Source organism: Thalassobacterium sedimentorum (assembly GCF_031127905.1).
Classification (GTDB): Bacteria; Verrucomicrobiota; Verrucomicrobiia; order Opitutales; family Coraliomargaritaceae; genus Thalassobacterium; species Thalassobacterium sedimentorum.
Genome location: NZ_JARXIC010000015.1, coordinates 90,751 through 107,773 on the forward strand (window position 1 = coordinate 90,751; position 17,023 = coordinate 107,773).

At 53.1% G+C, this 17,023-nt stretch carries 6 protein-coding genes; all 6 read left to right on the forward strand.

The genetic code is table 11. From position 1 onward, the window contains the following. Window positions 1–119: 119 nt before the first annotated feature. Window positions 120–1,394 carry a TolC family protein gene (locus QEH59_RS10685; RefSeq protein ID WP_308985363.1) on the forward strand — a complete coding sequence of 425 codons (1,275 nt, stop codon included), beginning with the start codon at window positions 120–122 and terminating at the stop codon, window positions 1,392–1,394. Between the two features lie 4 nt (window positions 1,395–1,398). Beyond that, complete coding sequence (locus QEH59_RS10690; protein ID WP_308985364.1) at window positions 1,399–2,547, forward strand: efflux RND transporter periplasmic adaptor subunit; 1,149 nt, start codon at window positions 1,399–1,401, stop codon at window positions 2,545–2,547. 1 nt (window position 2,548) lies between these two features. Beyond that, window positions 2,549–5,701: an efflux RND transporter permease subunit gene (locus QEH59_RS10695; protein ID WP_308985365.1), complete on the forward strand. Its 3,153-nt coding sequence runs from the start codon at window positions 2,549–2,551 to the stop codon at window positions 5,699–5,701. Window positions 5,702–5,747: 46 nt separating this feature from the next. Then, window positions 5,748–6,191, forward strand: a complete 444-nt coding sequence (locus QEH59_RS10700; RefSeq protein ID WP_308985366.1) for an SGNH/GDSL hydrolase family protein — start codon at window positions 5,748–5,750, stop codon at window positions 6,189–6,191. A gap of 638 nt (window positions 6,192–6,829) precedes the next feature. Then, complete coding sequence (locus QEH59_RS10705) at window positions 6,830–8,287, forward strand: phytoene desaturase family protein (protein WP_308947886.1); 1,458 nt, start codon at window positions 6,830–6,832, stop codon at window positions 8,285–8,287. 386 nt (window positions 8,288–8,673) lie between these two features. Beyond that, a complete protein-coding gene (locus tag QEH59_RS10710; protein WP_308985367.1) occupies window positions 8,674–16,710 on the forward strand; it encodes a S8 family serine peptidase in 8,037 nt (2,678 codons plus the stop codon). Window positions 16,711–17,023 lie beyond the last annotated feature (313 nt).

The window sequence follows — 17,023 nt, forward strand, 5'->3', positions numbered from 1 at the left end:
CTGTCCGTTGGATGTGACTCTAAAGTGTGTTCACTTTGGCCATCGCGGTGGCTCTGTGGTGTCGACCTCAGTTCTACGGAATTTGGCGGCACTGTTTAATCAACAGTATCAGGAATCGTATGTATTCAAAATTTTATTTTATGCGCGCGCTGCTTTGCGTTGCGTTATTGATCGGGGCAGGAGAGCTGTCCGCACAATCAAAAGTTCAGCTGAGTTCGGAACAAGCCGTGCAATTGGCGCTGGAAAATCAGCCCTTATTGCTGGCGGCACAAGCCGTGGTGGCACAGGCAGAGGGGCGCTTATTGCAAGCGGGCCGACTGAGCAATCCGGAGCTGGGCTTGAGCTATCAGGGCGATCAGGCCTTTAACGATGAGGGCGAGCAGAACTTCGGACTTGCCTTTACGCAGCGCTTCCCGGTTACAAATCGTCTGAAGCTGGAGCGGGCACTCGCTCAGAAAGAAATCGAAGTCGCGCGCGCCGAGATCGAGGAGCAGATGCGTGAGCTTAAGTTGCAAGTGCGACTGGCGGTGGTGACGCTAGCCACCACGCAGGCGGAGTGGGCGCTGCGCTCGCAGTTGACTGAGCTGAATCGAAATTTCCTTAAGTTTATCGAGTCGCGCGTGCAGACCGGTGAGGCATCGACGGTGGAAGTCGACCAGTTGCAGATGGCCTTGTATGTGACCGAGCAAGAGGCGCATCACTTGGAGCATCAATTGATTGTAGACCGCGCTGCGCTGAATGAGTTGATGGGGATGCCGGCGGACTACGAGTTTGAGCTCAGCACTCCGCTAGCCACGCCGACGCATGCGCCGAGTTTTCCAGAGTTTAGTCAAGCGCGATTGGAACAACATCCGAGCTATCGCTTGCGGCAACTACTTTTAGAACTAGCGGAAGGCCGCATCGCCAGTGCACGCGCTGAGCGGTGGGCCGATGTGGCTATTCAAATCTTTTATAAAGAGGAGCGCAGTATGGATGCGCCCGAGGGGCTGGGGCGTGGCCGTTCTTTTGGACTGGGGATCTCGGTGCCGCTGCCGCTGCATGATCGTAATCAGGGCAATATCGCGGCGAGTCGTGCGGCCCGCAACGAAATGCAGTGGCGCCTACAGTCGATCGCTTCGAAGTTGCAAATTGAAGCAAAGCTACAATCTGAGCTCGCCAGTGAGCTATATCATCAGGCCGAGAAATATGAAACGCAATTGCGGGCAGTGCTAGACCGCAATGCCGCGGCCATGCAGACGGCCTACACCAATGGTCAGATTAGTCTGCCCGAATTGTTTCAAAGTCAGGAGCAACAGCTCAAAATTCAATCCACTCAAATCGAGGTGCTGAGTGAACTTAAAAAATCTAAAATCCGTTGGTCTGCCGCCACTGATGTCGAGCTAGCCGGATTATAATATAATGAATACATTTTACACAAAAGCGACCTGCTGGGCGGGCGCACTGATCTCTTTTTTCCCGCTGCTGCAGGCATCCAATCGCGCAGCCAATACCGTGATCCTGGATGAGAGCGGGGTGCGGAATTTACGCATCCTGACCGAGGAGGCGGACTATCGAAATTTTTCGACCACGGTCTTTGCGATCGGACGGATCGAGGAGTTGCCCTCGCATCGTGCGGTGCTGTCCACGCGGGTCGCCGGCCGGGTGAAGGCGATTCATTTCTTTGAGGGCGACTACGTTAAAAAAGGTGAGGTGGTCGCTCGTATTGAGACCCGTCAGTTAGGGGATCCGCCCCCCGCGATCGATTTGCTGGCGCCGCAAGACGGGCTAGTGGTGACTTCTCACATACGTCTGGGGCAGCCGGTCGAGCCGGATTCGGAGTTAATGGACATCTCCGATCGTTCAGTGATGTGGGCGGTGGCGCGCATCCCCGAACAGGAAGCGGCGGGTGTTGCGGTTGGCTCGAAGGCGCACATTCGAGTGCCTGCGCTGGGCGATATGATGATTGAGGGCCGCTTGAAGCGCTTCGGAGTGAATGCCGATCGTGAGTCGGGCACGGTGGAGGGCATCTTTGAAATCCCCAATTCTGAGGGACGCTTGCGCCCCGGTATGCGGGCGGAGTTTTCGGTGGTGTTGCAAGAGCGTGAGGATGTGATCGCTGTGCCGCGCGAGGCGGTGCAGGGCGATCCTTCGAATCGCGTGGTGTTTGTAACCGACTTCGATTTGGACAATGCCTTTGTGCGGGTACCTGTTATTTTGGGCGAAAGTAATGACCGTTATGTTGAAGTGACTTCCGGCTTGTTTCCCGGCGACGAAGTGGTGACGCGCGGAGCGTATTCACTGATGTTTGCCGGCGGCGGTGCGGGCATCTCATTGAAGGAAGCACTGGATGCGGCGCATGGGCATGAGCACAATGAGGACGGCTCCGAGATGACCGATGCCGACCGTGCGCGCAAGGCGGCGGAGGCGCGGGCGGCACGGGGAGACGTGCCGGATGCCGAGCCGGCCAAGACCAGTAAGTTCCTCATGGTTTACGCTGCGCTGATTACACTCGTATCGATTATTCTGTGGCAGCGTTTGCTGCAGCGCAAAACAGAGGGAGCGGCTTAAAATGTTGAATCAACTGATACGTTTTTCGCTCTCGCAGCGTTTGTTGATCTGCTTGCTCGCGGTCATCGTGCTGGTCTTGGGCACCAAGACGGCGACCGAGTTGCCGGTGGAGGTGTTGCCCGATTTGACCAAGCCTACTGTGACTATTTTGACGGAAGCGCCCGGCTTTGCGCCGGAAGAGGTGGAGACGCTGATCTCGATCCCATTGGAGAATTCCTTGATGGGGGCGACGGGGGTGTCACGCATACGCTCCGTCAACGATGTCGGGCTGTCGCTGATTTTTGTGGAATTCGATTGGGGCACCGACATCTATCAAGCGCGTCAATTCGTGCAGGAACGATTGGCCGGTGCCGACGAATCGATCCCTGAAGGTGTGAACCCTTACATGACGCCGGTGGCTTCTTTGATGGGCAACATTCTCCTGGTGGGCATCGCCGATCCGACTGGCGAGATTGCGCCGCGTGACTTGCGCACACTGGCGGATTGGACCGTGGGCCGACGCCTGCAATCCATTTCCGGCATCGCCGAAGTGCTCTCGATGGGCGGTGGCGTAAAGCAAATACAAGTGCAGCCCGATCCGGATCGCATGCGCGCGCACGATGTCAACTTTGAGCAGATTCATGCGGCGGCGGCCAACTCGGTCAAAAACACCACCGGCGGCTTTCTCACGGAGTCCGCGCAAGAGATCATGGTGCGCAATCTTGCGATGACGACCGAACTCTCGGACATCGCCAACACGGTGGTGACCTACGAGGACGACCGTCCCGTGCGGCTCGGTGACGTCGCGGAATTGACTTGGGATATTCAGCCGATGCGCGGGGATGCCGGTATGGGCTCGAAGACGATCTCCAACGGCGAGTCGGTCACCGGTTACCCGGGCGTGATTCTTAGTGTGACCAAGTCGCCCGGCTTCGATACCATCGCACTCACCGGTCACGTCGAGTCCGCGCTGGAAGAATTGAAAACCGCACTGCCCGCAGGTGTCGAAATTGTAACGCTCTATCGCCAAGCCGATTTTATCAACCTTTCCGTCGGTAATTTGAAAGAAGCCCTGCTGGATGGAGCCATTATGGTGGCTTTGATCCTATTTATATTTTTGTTTAATATACGGATCACTCTGATCACTTTGACCGCGATCCCGCTATCGCTTGCTGCGACCATTTTGGTCTTTGCTGCCTTTGATTTGAGTGTGAACTCGATGACCCTGGGGGGCCTCGCCGTGGCCATCGGTATGGTGGTGGACGATGCCATCGTGGACGTGGAAAATGTGTATCGGCGCCTGCGGGAAAACGCCGCCTTGGCGCAGCCGCAGTCGCGGCTCGAAGTCATCGCGCGGGCCTCCGCCGAGGTGCGTTCCTCCATTTTATATGCCACGGTGTTGATCATCTTAGTCTTCTTGCCGCTGCTTGCGTTGAGTGGGGTGGAAGGGCGCTTGTTCTCTCCGATCGCGATTGCGACCATTGTCAGCATGGCCGCTTCGTTCCTAGTCTCGTTGACCGTGATTCCGGTGCTGTGCTCGCTATTGCTCAATCCCGCAGCGGGCAAAGTGCACCGCGATGGGTTTGTGGTGCGCAGCTTGAAGCGTTTTTATGGCGCGACCTGGTTGCGTCTTTCGCTCTCGCAACCTTTGTTAGTGCTGGCGCTGACAGGGGTGCTCTTGTTTGTCGGTTATGGTGCGGTGATTCGTATGGGGGGCAACTTCTTGCCCGCCTTTCGTGAGCCCACGGCCTTGATTGCCACCACCACCGCGCCCGGCACCTCGCTGAAGCATACCACCGAACTCTCCGAAACCGCGCAGAATTTATTGCTGCAAATACCCGAAGTCGAAACCGTGGGCTATCGCGTCGGCCGTGCCGAGCGGGGCGACCACGTAGTGCCAGTGTCGACCGTGGAGTTTGACGTCGAGTTTACCGACGAGAGTGCCCGCAGTCGCGACGAAGTTCTGGCGGAAATCCGCGATGTCATGCGCACCATACCCGGTACCTTTAGCGCGCTCAGCACGCCCTTGGCCGATCGCATCGGACACATGTTGAGCGGGGTGTCCGCCAAGGTTGCGGTTAAAATCTACGGGCCCGACCTCGCCGAGTTACGACGTCTGGGCAACGAGGTCACCGAGATCGCCCGCGCCATTCCCGGCCTGGAAGAGGCACGCGCCGAGCAGCAAGCATTGATCCCGCAACTGCGCATCGAGGTGAACCGTGACCGGGCACTCGCCTACGGCATCACTCCTGGTGAGTTAAATACGCAACTGGCCGCATTGATGGGCGGCGAAGTGGTGGGCGAAGTCTACGAAGGCCAGCGTGTGTACGATCTGGTGGTGCGACTGCCGGCACAGTGGCGTGAGTCGCCCGAGCGCTTGGCGAATCTCTATATCGATACCCAGAGCGGGCAGCGCGTGCCGCTCAGTTCGGTGGCCGACATCCGCCAGGCCAAGGGACCCAATACCATTTTACGCGAAAATACACTGCGCCGCTTTGTGGTTTCGATCAACCCCACTGTGAGCGATCTCAATCAGGTGGTGGAAGCGTTGCAAGAGGCTGTGGCGACACAGCTGAAGTTGCCGCTCGGATACACCGTCTCCTTCGAGGGCGAGTATCAAGCGCAGCAAGAGGCGCGTCGCACCATTCTGATCATGTGTTCGCTGATCCTGCTGCTGATCGTGTTCCTGCTCTATAGCTACTTTAAAACATTTAGCTTTGTCGTGGTGGTGCTCACCATCATTCCGATCTCTTTGGTCGGTGGGATCTTCTATACCAGCCTGACGCTCAACAATATCAGTATCGCCACCTTAGTCGGTTTCATCGCCGTCACCGGGATCGCTGCGCGCAATAACATCATGTTGCTCTCGCACTATTTGCACCTGATGCGCCACGAGGCCGAAGCCTTTTCCAAGGCCATGGTGATTCGTGGCACCCAAGAGCGCCTGGTGCCGATTCTGATGACCGCTATCTCCGCCGGACTCGCCTTGGTGCCGCTGCTGCTGGCCGCCGATGAGGCCGGCAAAGAAATTCTCAATCCCGTGGCGATTGTCATCGTCGGGGGCCTGATCAGCTCCACGCTGCTCGGCCTCGCAGTGACGCCCGCCATTTTCTACACTTTCTGTCGCCAGTCGGCAGAGAAATCCATCCGCCTCGAATCCGCTGCTTCTGAGTAGTGGCGCGAGGTATTTGTCACCCAATCCAAGCAACCAATCAAATATTATGAAAATCAAACAATACATCACCGTCCTCCTAGTCAGCCTGAGCCTGCTTAGCGCCGCATCGCTTGCGCAGGCAGCCGAATCCGCCGGTCCCAATGGCGGACGCGTCATCGAGCAAGTTGAGCCCCATGCGGAGTTCTTTCTCACTCCCGATCGCTACGCGCAAATCACTTTCCTGAACGCGGAGGGGGAGGCGATTGCGCCCGAGCAACAAACAGTGAGCCTCATCGGCGGGGATCGTTCCGCACCCGTGAAATATAGCTTCGAGCGCGTCGGTGACGTGTTGCGCTCTGTAGAGCCCCTCGCGGATCAGCCTCGCATGCCGATCGTGATCTCGATCAAGCCATCTCCCGAGGCTAAAACCGTGCGTGAGAAGTTCTATCTGAACCAACACATCTGCGGTGGCTGCCAGCTAGAGGAATACGCCTGTATTTGCGGGCATTAAAGCAGTTTACTGGTAGGGCTCTCTCGCCGAGAGAGCCGTTGTTCCGGGGCGCGGCGAGCGTTCGAGAGCTTCGTTTACATTTGCGGCTGATTGGACGAACGGACGCCTCGGCGAGGCGTCCCTACCGGTTGGCGTTGCCCGTGTTTGGTAGGGCTCTCTCGCCGAGAGAGCCGTTGTTCCGAGGCGCGGCGAGGGGCCGAGAGCTTCGTTTACGCTTGCGGCTGCTTGGACGAACGGACGCCTCGGCGAGGCGTCCCTACCGGTTGGCGTTGCCCGTGTTTGGTAGGGCTCTCTCGCCGAGAGAGCCGTTGTTCCGAGACGCGCGAGCGTCCGAGAGCTTCGTTTACGTTTGCGGCTGATTGGACGAACGGACGCCTCGGCGAGGCGTCCCTACCGGTTGGCGTTGCCCGTGTCTGGTAGGGCTCTCTCGCCGAGAGAGCCGTTGTCCCGGGGCGCGGCGAGTGTCCGAGAGCTTCGTTTACGTTTGCGGCTGATTGGACGAACGGACGCCTCGGCGAGGCGTCCCTACCGCGTGATGGATTGCCTGCTTTCCTTCGGCCAGATTTTTCACCTTGCGGGTTCGTCGATTTAGCCTTCTGTCTTCTGACCTCTATTTTCTGATTACAAACTGAAATATTATGGCAAAGGATTGGCTCAAAGGCATTAAAGAAGAATATGACGTCGTCGTCATCGGCTCCGGCTTGGGTGGACTCACCGGGGCGAACTACTTGGCGAAGAACGGTCACAAGGTCCTCTTGCTCGAACACCACTACCAGTTCGGTGGGCTCGCGACTTGGTTTAAGCGTCCCGGTGGACACATCTTCGATATCTCCTTGCACGGCTTCCCGCATGGCATGGTCAAGAGCTGTCGCAAATATTGGACCAAGGAGATCGCCGATTCCATCCACCAGCTCAAAGATGTTCGTTTCATTAATCCGCAGATGGATGTGTGGACCTCCTTCGACCGCGAAGACTTTACCAATATTTTGGTCAACGACTTCAAAGTCGACCGCGAGAAGGTGGAAGCCTTCTACACCCACCTGCGCCAGATGAATTTCTATGACGACAACACGCAGACCACGGGTGAAATGTTCGAAGAGTTCTTCCCCGGCCGCAGCGATGTGCACCGCTTGCTAATGGAGCCGATCTCCTACGCCAACGGCTCGCATATCGACGACCCTGCCATTACATACGGGATCGTATTCTCCAATTTCATGAGCAAGGGTGTGTTCACCTTCCAAGGCGGCACCGATACTTTGATCAAAAAGATGGTCGCCGAGCTGGAGAAAAACGGCTGCGAGGTGCGCAAGAATGCCCTGGTCGAAGGCGTGGATGTGGAAGACGGCAAAGTCGTCGGCGTGCGCGTGCGCAGTCAAAACTCCGGCAGCGAAGAATTCCCGATCCGCACCGTCAAGTGCAAGGCCGTGCTCTCCAACGCCAACGTGCGCAACACCATCGAGTATCTGGTGGGCGAAGATAAATTCAGCTCCGAGTTTGTGGCCGAGGCCAAGGCGGTGCGTAACAACACCAGTTCCTGCCAAGTTTACATGGGCATCAAGAAGGGCGAGACCATCCCGAACATCGGCGACCTCGTCTTTACTTCCAAAGCCCCCGAATACACCATCGATGAGCTCACATCGATACACACTAGCAGCCACACCTTTTCCGTTTATTATCCGGAAACCCGCCCACACCTCAAGGAGCCACGCTACACTGTGGTCGCGTCCTTAAACGCCCGCTGGGACGAGTGGAACGATTTAACCGACGAGCAATACGAAGCCGAAAAGGCCCGCATGTGCGAAGAGTGCGTCAGCAGCTTGGAAACTTTCATCCCCGGCGTGCGCGACAAGATCGACCACATCGAAGCCGCCACCCCACGCACGGTGAACTATTACACCAAGTCCATGCAAGGCACCTCCTTCGGCACCAAATTCGAAGGCCTCAAGGTCTCGATGGAACTTTCCGATCAAATCCAAGGCCTCTACCACGCCGGCTCCGTCGGCATCATCATGTCCGGCTGGCTGGGCACCATGAATTACGGTGTCATCACCGCCAACAAGATGGACAAGTGGCTCTACGAGCAGGCGAAGGCGTAGGGGGCGTTACTTGTGACGCCCGCCGAGTGCCGGAGCGGTCGCGCTGCGTATTATGTTGAGTGCGGCGGCATCATTGATGTAGGGGTGCGACTTGTTTTTTATGCCTTTGGGCGCCCGCCCGCGTCATGAGAGCTGCTGTGGATCGGTGGGCTTTCGGCTTCTCGGGTATGAATCGTGTGAGTCGTGGTGACGGCGGCTTGCGCTTGAGGCCCTCGAAAGCAGGCACCATTCGACTGCTTCATTGTTTATGCAACATGTGCAGGCGCCACAACGTGTGGAACTTATACTGCAATCAATCTATTTCGTTGAATCGAGCGTTATGCTAACTGTGTTTTTCGAAGTTTATCTGTTGCAGGGATTGAATTTTGGTAATTATCATTTTCCCGATGGGAAAATTTAATAAATTTTATACATTTATTTGTGCCTCCGCTGTATTACTATTCTTGTTCCTGAGCCAGCAGGGCGGAGAGACAAAGTATCAAGCCATAGTTTCCACCTTATCTCAAGGCGAAGTGATCGCTTCTGCTGACGATCGCCTGCTGAGTGCTTCTGGCAACACAGTCACTAATACGCTTCCTTCGACCCGCTTAGATCATACTCTGGGCTCTACGCTTGTAGCAGAATCGCGAGACGAAGTTCAGGATGACGATGCGCGACTAGGCTCGGCCCTAGTGAGTCGAATTCCGGGCTTTCTTGACTCATCTACGACGCAGGTTTTGCGGACTTGGGAGATCCCCAAAGACGCGCACGGACCTCGAAGGTTTGTTCGCCTCTACGAAACCGATTTTCATTATCCACTAATTCGATCTGAAGAAGTGGTGCCGGCGCCAGTTGAGGACGCTGCTGATGCAGTGCAATCTGTTCGTTCGATGGTTGCGGACCATTTAATCGTGATGCCTGAGGCTGGCACGAGCAAAGAGCAATTGCGGCAAGCTATTCTTGCTGCGGGGTATGAGGTTCGGGACACTCCCGCTACGAGTCCTTTTTTGCTCGCAGCCTTTGATCCGCTGGAGAGCGAAGAGGCGCTTACTGAGGCGCAACGCGAAATTGCGACGATGACACATGTGGTTGCATCGGTGGAGCCTGACTATTTGAAATTAGGACAGTTAGCCGCGAATGATCCTGCGTATGAGCATGATACCTTGTGGGGCCTTAATCATTATTCCAACTACGATATCGATGCGAGAGAGGCTTGGGAGCGTCGGACCTCGGCCGCGGAGGTCGTTGTCGCGATTTTAGACACTGGGATTTTGACATTTCATGAGGACCTCGCGGCTAATATGTGGGTGAATTCAGCGGAGATCGCTGGTGACGGCATTGATAACGATGGCAACGGGTGGATTGATGATATTCATGGAGCGAATTTTATAAATCCATTGAAGAGCCCAGATGATGATAATGGGCATGGGACGCATGTCGCAGGCACGGTGGGCGCGGTCGGTAATAATAGTATTGGAGTCACCGGTGTTGCATGGGATGTGCAGTTGATGGCGCTTAAGTTTCTGGGCGAGAACGGTCTTGGGACGACTTCAGGCGCGATTAGCGGTGTCTATTATGCTGTCAACATGGGAGCGGATATTATAAACGGCAGCTTTGGTGGTGGAGGTGAGAGCGCGGCGATGCAAACTGCGCTCGCATACGCATATGCGAATGGTGTCATTTTTGTGGCATCGGCGGGAAATAACTCCGGAAATAATGATTACCAGCCACAGTTCCCTGCCTCCTATGATTTGAATAATATCGTATCGGTTGCGTCTCACCGACGTGACGGGGAGTTATCCACGTTCTCGAATTTCGGAAGTGGTACTGTTGATCTCTCTGCGCCCGGTGAATCGATTTGGTCGACATCATTTGTTATGGGCAGGTATGTCGATGGGGTGCCTCCACGCCCGCGCGAGGTGGGGGATAGTTCTTATCGATATTTGAGTGGCACGTCCATGGCTGCACCACATGTGAGTGGAGCACTGGCATTATTGAAGGCTGAGTATCCAGATGAGGGGGTCGATGAGCTCTTGAATCGACTTTATGCGTCGGTCAAAAATACCGACGCGATGCAGGGGAAGGTACGCTTTGCGGGCATACTGTCGTTGAATAATGCGTTGGAGCTAAGCAGCAGCGCAGTCATGGGAGATGCCTATGATGATGCGATTGAACTGTCATGGCCCTATGCTGAGTGGACTGGGAGCACCGTCGGTGCGACGGTGGATGAGGCGCTCAGTGGCTATCAGGCCCCCATGGATGGAACGGGCAGTTTGTGGTTCACTATCACGAGTGAGCAAGATGGTTGGATGCAGTTAGGCTTTCAAGCGAGTTCGAATGAGGGCTGGGTGGCGGTTTTTAAAGAGTCGCAAGTCAACGAGACAGCACTTCTGTCAAGTCAATCGAGCAGCCGGTCTGGCTATTTTCAGACTGAGGCGGGCACGACCTACCGCATTCGAGTCGATTCAACGGGTGAAGCGCTGAATACGTTTCATTTAACTCTCATGCAGCGCGCTGCAAATGATAATATTAATGAAGCGGTCCGCATTGAGGCTTCGAACTTCTCCGTGGATGGTTTTAATTTTGCGGCGACTCATGAACCGCTGGAGCCCCGGCATGCCGGGGTGGCGACTTCTCGGAGTGTTTGGTATCAGTGGCTTGCTGCTGAGGATGAAGTCTTTTATTTGAATACACTGGGTTCGGGCTTTGATACTGTTCTAGCAGTCTATACGAGGGATGCAGGCGTTTTGAGTGAGGTCGCTTCAGATGATGATGGTGGCCGTTCATTGACGAGCGCGCTCCAATTCACGGCTGAAAGTGGGCAAGAGTATTTCTTTGTCGTTGATTCTTACCGGGAAACTCCTGCAGGTGATTTTCAGCTAAACGGTGCTTATAAAAGTGATATCTCGATTTACTCACAACCTCAGTCGAGAAATGCCAAGGTTGGTGATGTCGTTACTCTTTCTGTGGGAGCCAGTAGTGGACTGGACCTCTCTTATCAGTGGTATCGTGACGGCAATGCGATTGCGGGAGGTAATCAAAGCATCTTGCGGTTTTATTCCTTACGTGAAGAAGACTTTGGTAGCTACCATTGCTTGATCAGAAATGAGCATACGAGCGTACAAAGTGACGCGAGCGCGATCATGCAGTTTCTGAGCGCGCCTGAAATCGCCTGGCAATCGTCTAGTAAAGCATTGGCCAGTAGCTCTTATGCGGAATTATCCGTGCGAGCTTACGGGAGCGCACCATTAACTTATCAGTGGAAAAAAGACGGTGTCATTCTACCTGATGAAGATGCTCCGGTTCTGAGTTTTAATAATTTTGAAGATACCGATGCTGGCATCTATGAGGTGCTTGTCTCTAATAGTGAGGGCACGCGACTTTCTCGCCCGATGGCATTGGATGTGGTTGCGAATCCTTTAGAAGATTGGATCTGGAGAAACCCGCTGCCACAGGGGGCAGATATACGAAGCATGCTGATACACGATGGCGTCTACTATGCCGTTGCCACCGGAACCGAGTCGGTGCTTTTAAAATCTATTGATGGTGGTGTCTGGCAATCCATCGAGTTGCCCGGTGATATGCGTGCCTTTGACCTTACTTATGGCAATGGTCAGTTTGTTGCCGTTGGACTCGGGGAAGGTTCATTTTTCGATCCAAAGCCGGTCTTAACGTCTCCTGATGGCGTCGTTTGGACGAAGCACTTGGTCAGTTTTGGAAATGAAACACCACAAAGCATTGAATTTGAAAATGGGCTGTTTGTCTTGCGCACAGGAGATCGCCGTATTTGGCACTCAAGTAATGGCATTGATTGGTCGACGACTTCGCTGACGAATATTGGTATGCTGCGAGCCGGCGGTGGGCGTTTTCTTGCATTCAAATCGAATTCAAAGACAGTTTACTCCAGCTCAGATGGCGTCAACTGGGTGGAAGCGACCGTTCCTTCCGATGTGTGGCCTTATTGGGAGTATTGTCATTTTATTGAGGGTTATTTCTATGTGAATTTCTCATCGGCGGTCTTTCGTTCTGTAGACGGTATCACTTGGGATGCTCTGGGAAATGGGGACTTGAAGGAAGTGATGGGGTTTCATGACGGTCAATTCTATGGCTTTGAAGGACGAAGTTATTATACATCTACATCCCTGCCGAATTGGTCTGGGCTACAATACGTTCGTGGCTCGACTACGGCGAAGGATATTACCCAGGCAATTGCAGATAATGATCGGATCCTTGTTGGTGGCGAAGGCGGCTTGCTTGCAAGTTCGACTACTGTTGAGAACTTAAATTTGGAGGAATTTAATCGGATCACTGACGATCTGGATCGAGTCATTTCGATCGACCACGGATTTTATGCCTTCTGGAAGACTTCTTATTCAGGCAGAATGTACTATTCCGCCGACGGGAGTGATTGGAGCCAAATTGCAATGCCTAGCTCGGCGGGCTATAGTATCGGCGATATTCATTATGCGAACGGCCTATTCTGGGCAAAGTCTTCGAACTCATATTCCAGTGGGAACCAGTATCTATATCGGGGCACTCACCCAGCGAGTTTAGAACCGCTGCTGAATGCTCAGCAAGGTCTGTTAGTCGATATTGTTTACGGAAATGGGCGTTACTATATGATTCAATACGATCATGGTAGTAGCAGTTCTGCCAAACTTTACGAATCTACGGATGGTAGTCTCTGGACACAAAATGAAGAGATTTCTGTCTCTGGGAATTCTCGTTTGTATGCGATGGACGGTCGAATTATTGTATCCAGCTGGTCCCGTGTGTCGGTCACCACAGACGGTGATCTCTGGGAAGTGCTGACACTTCCTGGTGGCTACGGGTATCAGAATGGTATCTTGGCAGAGGGGGGCAAAATCTATGTCTATGATGCTTACCGCAAATTTCATATCTCAGCAGATGGTGGCTCCAGTTGGAGCAGTCATACCACAAATTTGAACCTTAGTTCGATCCCGAATCTTTTCAGGATCGAGAGCCAGTTTGGTATCGTATCCGGGAGTCAGATATATTTATCCGCAGATGGAATCACTTGGGGCATTAGCGCACTCAATAGTCAGTTTAATGATGTGGCGTTTGGGCTGAACACGATTGTCGGAGTTGGTGACGACGGGCTGATTATGCAATCAGGAACGCCGGTATCCAGTGCGCCGGTTTGTGAGATCGTCGCTCCCGTCGACTATGGCACTGTATCTGAATTTACTGATGTGCCTGTTCAAATCACAGCCTTTGATCCTGAAGGACACTTCAACTCGATTAACTGCTATTGGCGTGGCGAGCTGGTTTACAGTAGCACCCGTAATGGGAGTCACGAGTTTAACATCTTCGTCAAAGAAAGTGGTTTGGGCGACCTCAGAGCAATTGCCACCGATGACAGTGGCCTGAGAACAAGTGCATTGATCAAAATATCGGTGAACAAAAGTCAGAATCCCGCGTGGTATTCGCCTTATAGTCCTTATGAGACCGTTGGAAGTGCGCAGTTCGGGGACGATATTTATCTTTTCACACGAGATGGCATAACCTTACGAAGTAGTGACTTTGAAACTTGGGAGACTCTACAACTCCCCAAACTGGATTCAAAACCTAGCTTCGCGGTTGCTGGCAATGAGCTACAGATTTTATCGAGCAGCGAGGGTGTATTTTACACCTCACTTGATGGGCAGAACTGGGTCGCCTCTCAAATGGAGGGAAGTAATGTAACGCTCCGTCAAGCGCTTCAATTCAACGATGGTATTTTTGCGGCACCTTATTCGATGTCGAGCCTTGGAGATGGTATTGTTTTCTCCGTCGACGGATTTCAGTGGTTTAATTCGCCAACAAAAGCTTCTTTCGATCTTTCGAAAATTGTATTGGGAGATACGGGGCGCGGTCTTGCGATCAATAGCGGCTATTCGATTGATACCGCTTTATATACATTTGAAATTACATCGGATTATGAGGTGCAGTTTACGAATACAGGTTTAGGGCGTGCCGTTGATGCGGCTTGGGGGCTGGACCGTTTTGTGGCGATCATGGCAGACGGAAGTGTACAATTCTCGTTCGACTTGAATGCATGGAGCCCTGCGGCTTGGGCTGGAGCGACCCCGGATCGTATTGAATTCTTGGCTAATCGCTTTTTTCTTTTCGATGATGATGAGATTTTGGCCTGCTCCGAAGATGGACTTTTGTGGGAGGCAAGCACTGGAGACGCCTTCGCGGAGAGCATTGAGTATTTTTCAGGGCAGTATGTGGGCGTCACACGTTCCGCGGTTTATCGCTCACTTGATGGAGTCAACTGGTCAAGGTTAGCTAGCAAACCCTCAGGTTCATCTGAAGTTTGGCAACTTGCCGATGGCAGTTACGCTGTCGCCGTTACGAATGAAGGAATTGCTTATAGTCGTGATCTTCAGTCCTGGACAGTGGAGGCATTGGAAAACGATCCCATGCGCATTGAGAACATTGTTGAGGGCAACGGGATCTGGGTCGCGAATCACAGCTTACACTATCCTGGAATTGCGTGGTCCGAGGATGCGGGCAAGTCGTGGCATCGGCCGACTACGGGCTTCGACGGTTGGACGATGATTCAATCAATCGAAGATGTGGTTTATGGTGCCGGGAAGTTTTTGGTACGTATCAATTCTGACCTCTATCAATCGACCGACGGTAAAAACTGGACTCTTGTATTAGAAGGCGCACCTACAGAAATACGCTTTGATCGCCTGCGTGGTTTATTTGTCGCCGCTGCTTCTGATGGAAGGTTTGCGCGTTCAAGTGACGGTATCCATTGGGAGTATTTTGTAGTCGATGCGACGCTAAATACGGTGGCTGTCGTGCCGGGGGCTTCGATGCTGATTGCTCTCCAAGGCACAAGCCTTTCGGGAATCAGTGATCTCGCGATCTCGTATGACAATGGTGCGACTTGGGCGGCAGGCGTCTCTCCAGCTAGCAAGATCTATGATTTTGTTGAAATTGATGGTGCAGTGGTTCTGCTCTCTTATAGTTCATATGGCAGTTATGTTACCTATCGATCAACCGATGGACTAACTTGGACGCAATCAGCCACGACACTCCCTGCCGGATCTAATACGCCGGACGATCTTGCTGCAGGCTTAGATGGTCTGGTTTATATTAATTCTGACGGTAACTTGTATGCCTCTGTCGATGGGCTTAGTTGGGAGTTGCTCAAGCAAATTGACTTCGTCGATGGAGCATCCACGGTTGATGGGAAATTATACCTTACCGGATCGCGATTGATTCTATATTCAGAATTCGACTGGGTGAATCGCTCGCTAAACGTGACGGCGGGTGAATATGGTATCGGTGATACGATAGCACTCGATTTCGAAGTGTTTAATGCCAGTTCTGAGACCAGCACTTCAGTGCCTTTCGATATCGAATTTAGATTATCAAAAGATAAGTATTGGAGCGACGATGATGCAGTGCTCGGTGTGGCGAGTGTGGCAGCAGGGTTGCCAGACCCCATGCAGAGCAATCAGTGGGTGACCGAGGGGACGCTGCCTGATACGATTAAGGGGGGTAGCTATTATGTGCTGTCGCAGATTAATCCAAACGACTCCGCTCAGGAAAAATACTCAAACAACAATTTTAAGAGCACAAGCGTGGCGAGTGTCGTGGTTCCAGAATGGTTACTCAACGTATCGACCAGCGGCGATGGTGAGACCGGTCAAGATACCAATGCTGTTCGCTACACAAGTAATGCGCAGGTGAACTTGGTTGCGCTAGAGGATAAGCATACTGAATTCACTGGATGGGAAGGTGATACGCCAGGTGGCTTGAATCAACTGACTCTCACTATGAGTGAGGATAAGGACCTTACGGCTTCCTTTACCAGCTACCATTTATTAGTTCACGATGTCGTCGGTGCCGGCCGTATTGATTCTACGGTCCCTCAGGATCGGTTTGAAGATGGGGAGACGGTCACGCTCACTGCGGTTCCTGAAGATGGCTGGTCATTCATCAGATGGTCCGGTGATTCAGATAGCAGTCATGCCACCCTCGATTTGACGATGAATGCAGATCAAATACTAGTCGCTCATTTTGGGCAAACATACGCTCAGTGGCAGTCCGCAGAGTTGGTCGGATTGAGTGGGGCTGATCTGGAACCCACAGGCGACCCCGACGGCGATCAGTTATTAAATATTCAAGAGTACCTGTCAGGCAGTGATCCTCAGTTATTCAATCAAAGCGACGAGGTCATGAGCACAAAATTTACGTCGAGTAGTTTAGTACTCCGATACTGGGCACGTCGGGGCGAGTTAGACGGAGGTATTCAAGTTTTGAATACCTCAAACTTGGACTCGGGCTGGGAGCCGTTGCAATCGCATACCCGAATCATAGAAGAAGACGCTCAATCGCAATATATTGAAGTCGAAATTCCATTTAGTGAAGCCGATCGTTCTTTTATCAAATTAGACTATACCCTGAATCGTCAGCCGTAGCTGGCGGACGAAGTCGGGATTGCTTCGCGAGGCGCCCGCGGAGCTTTTTGAAGGGCCAGCTGAGGTCTCAATAGGATCAAACACTTTTAGGAATAGTATGAAATGTACTCTTTGGTCGAAGGCTAATTCAAATGCCGGTTACGGATCAGCGAGCCTCGCCGCCCCGGTTCAGAGAACCTAGGATACCGCACTGCTAGGATTTAGAGCAGGCCTAAGGTGAATGGCACGGACTTAAGCGGCATAATTGAGTATAAAAGCTCAAATAAAAAGCTGACGTAAAGGCCGTTGGTAAGTAGCGTTTTTGTATGCAAAA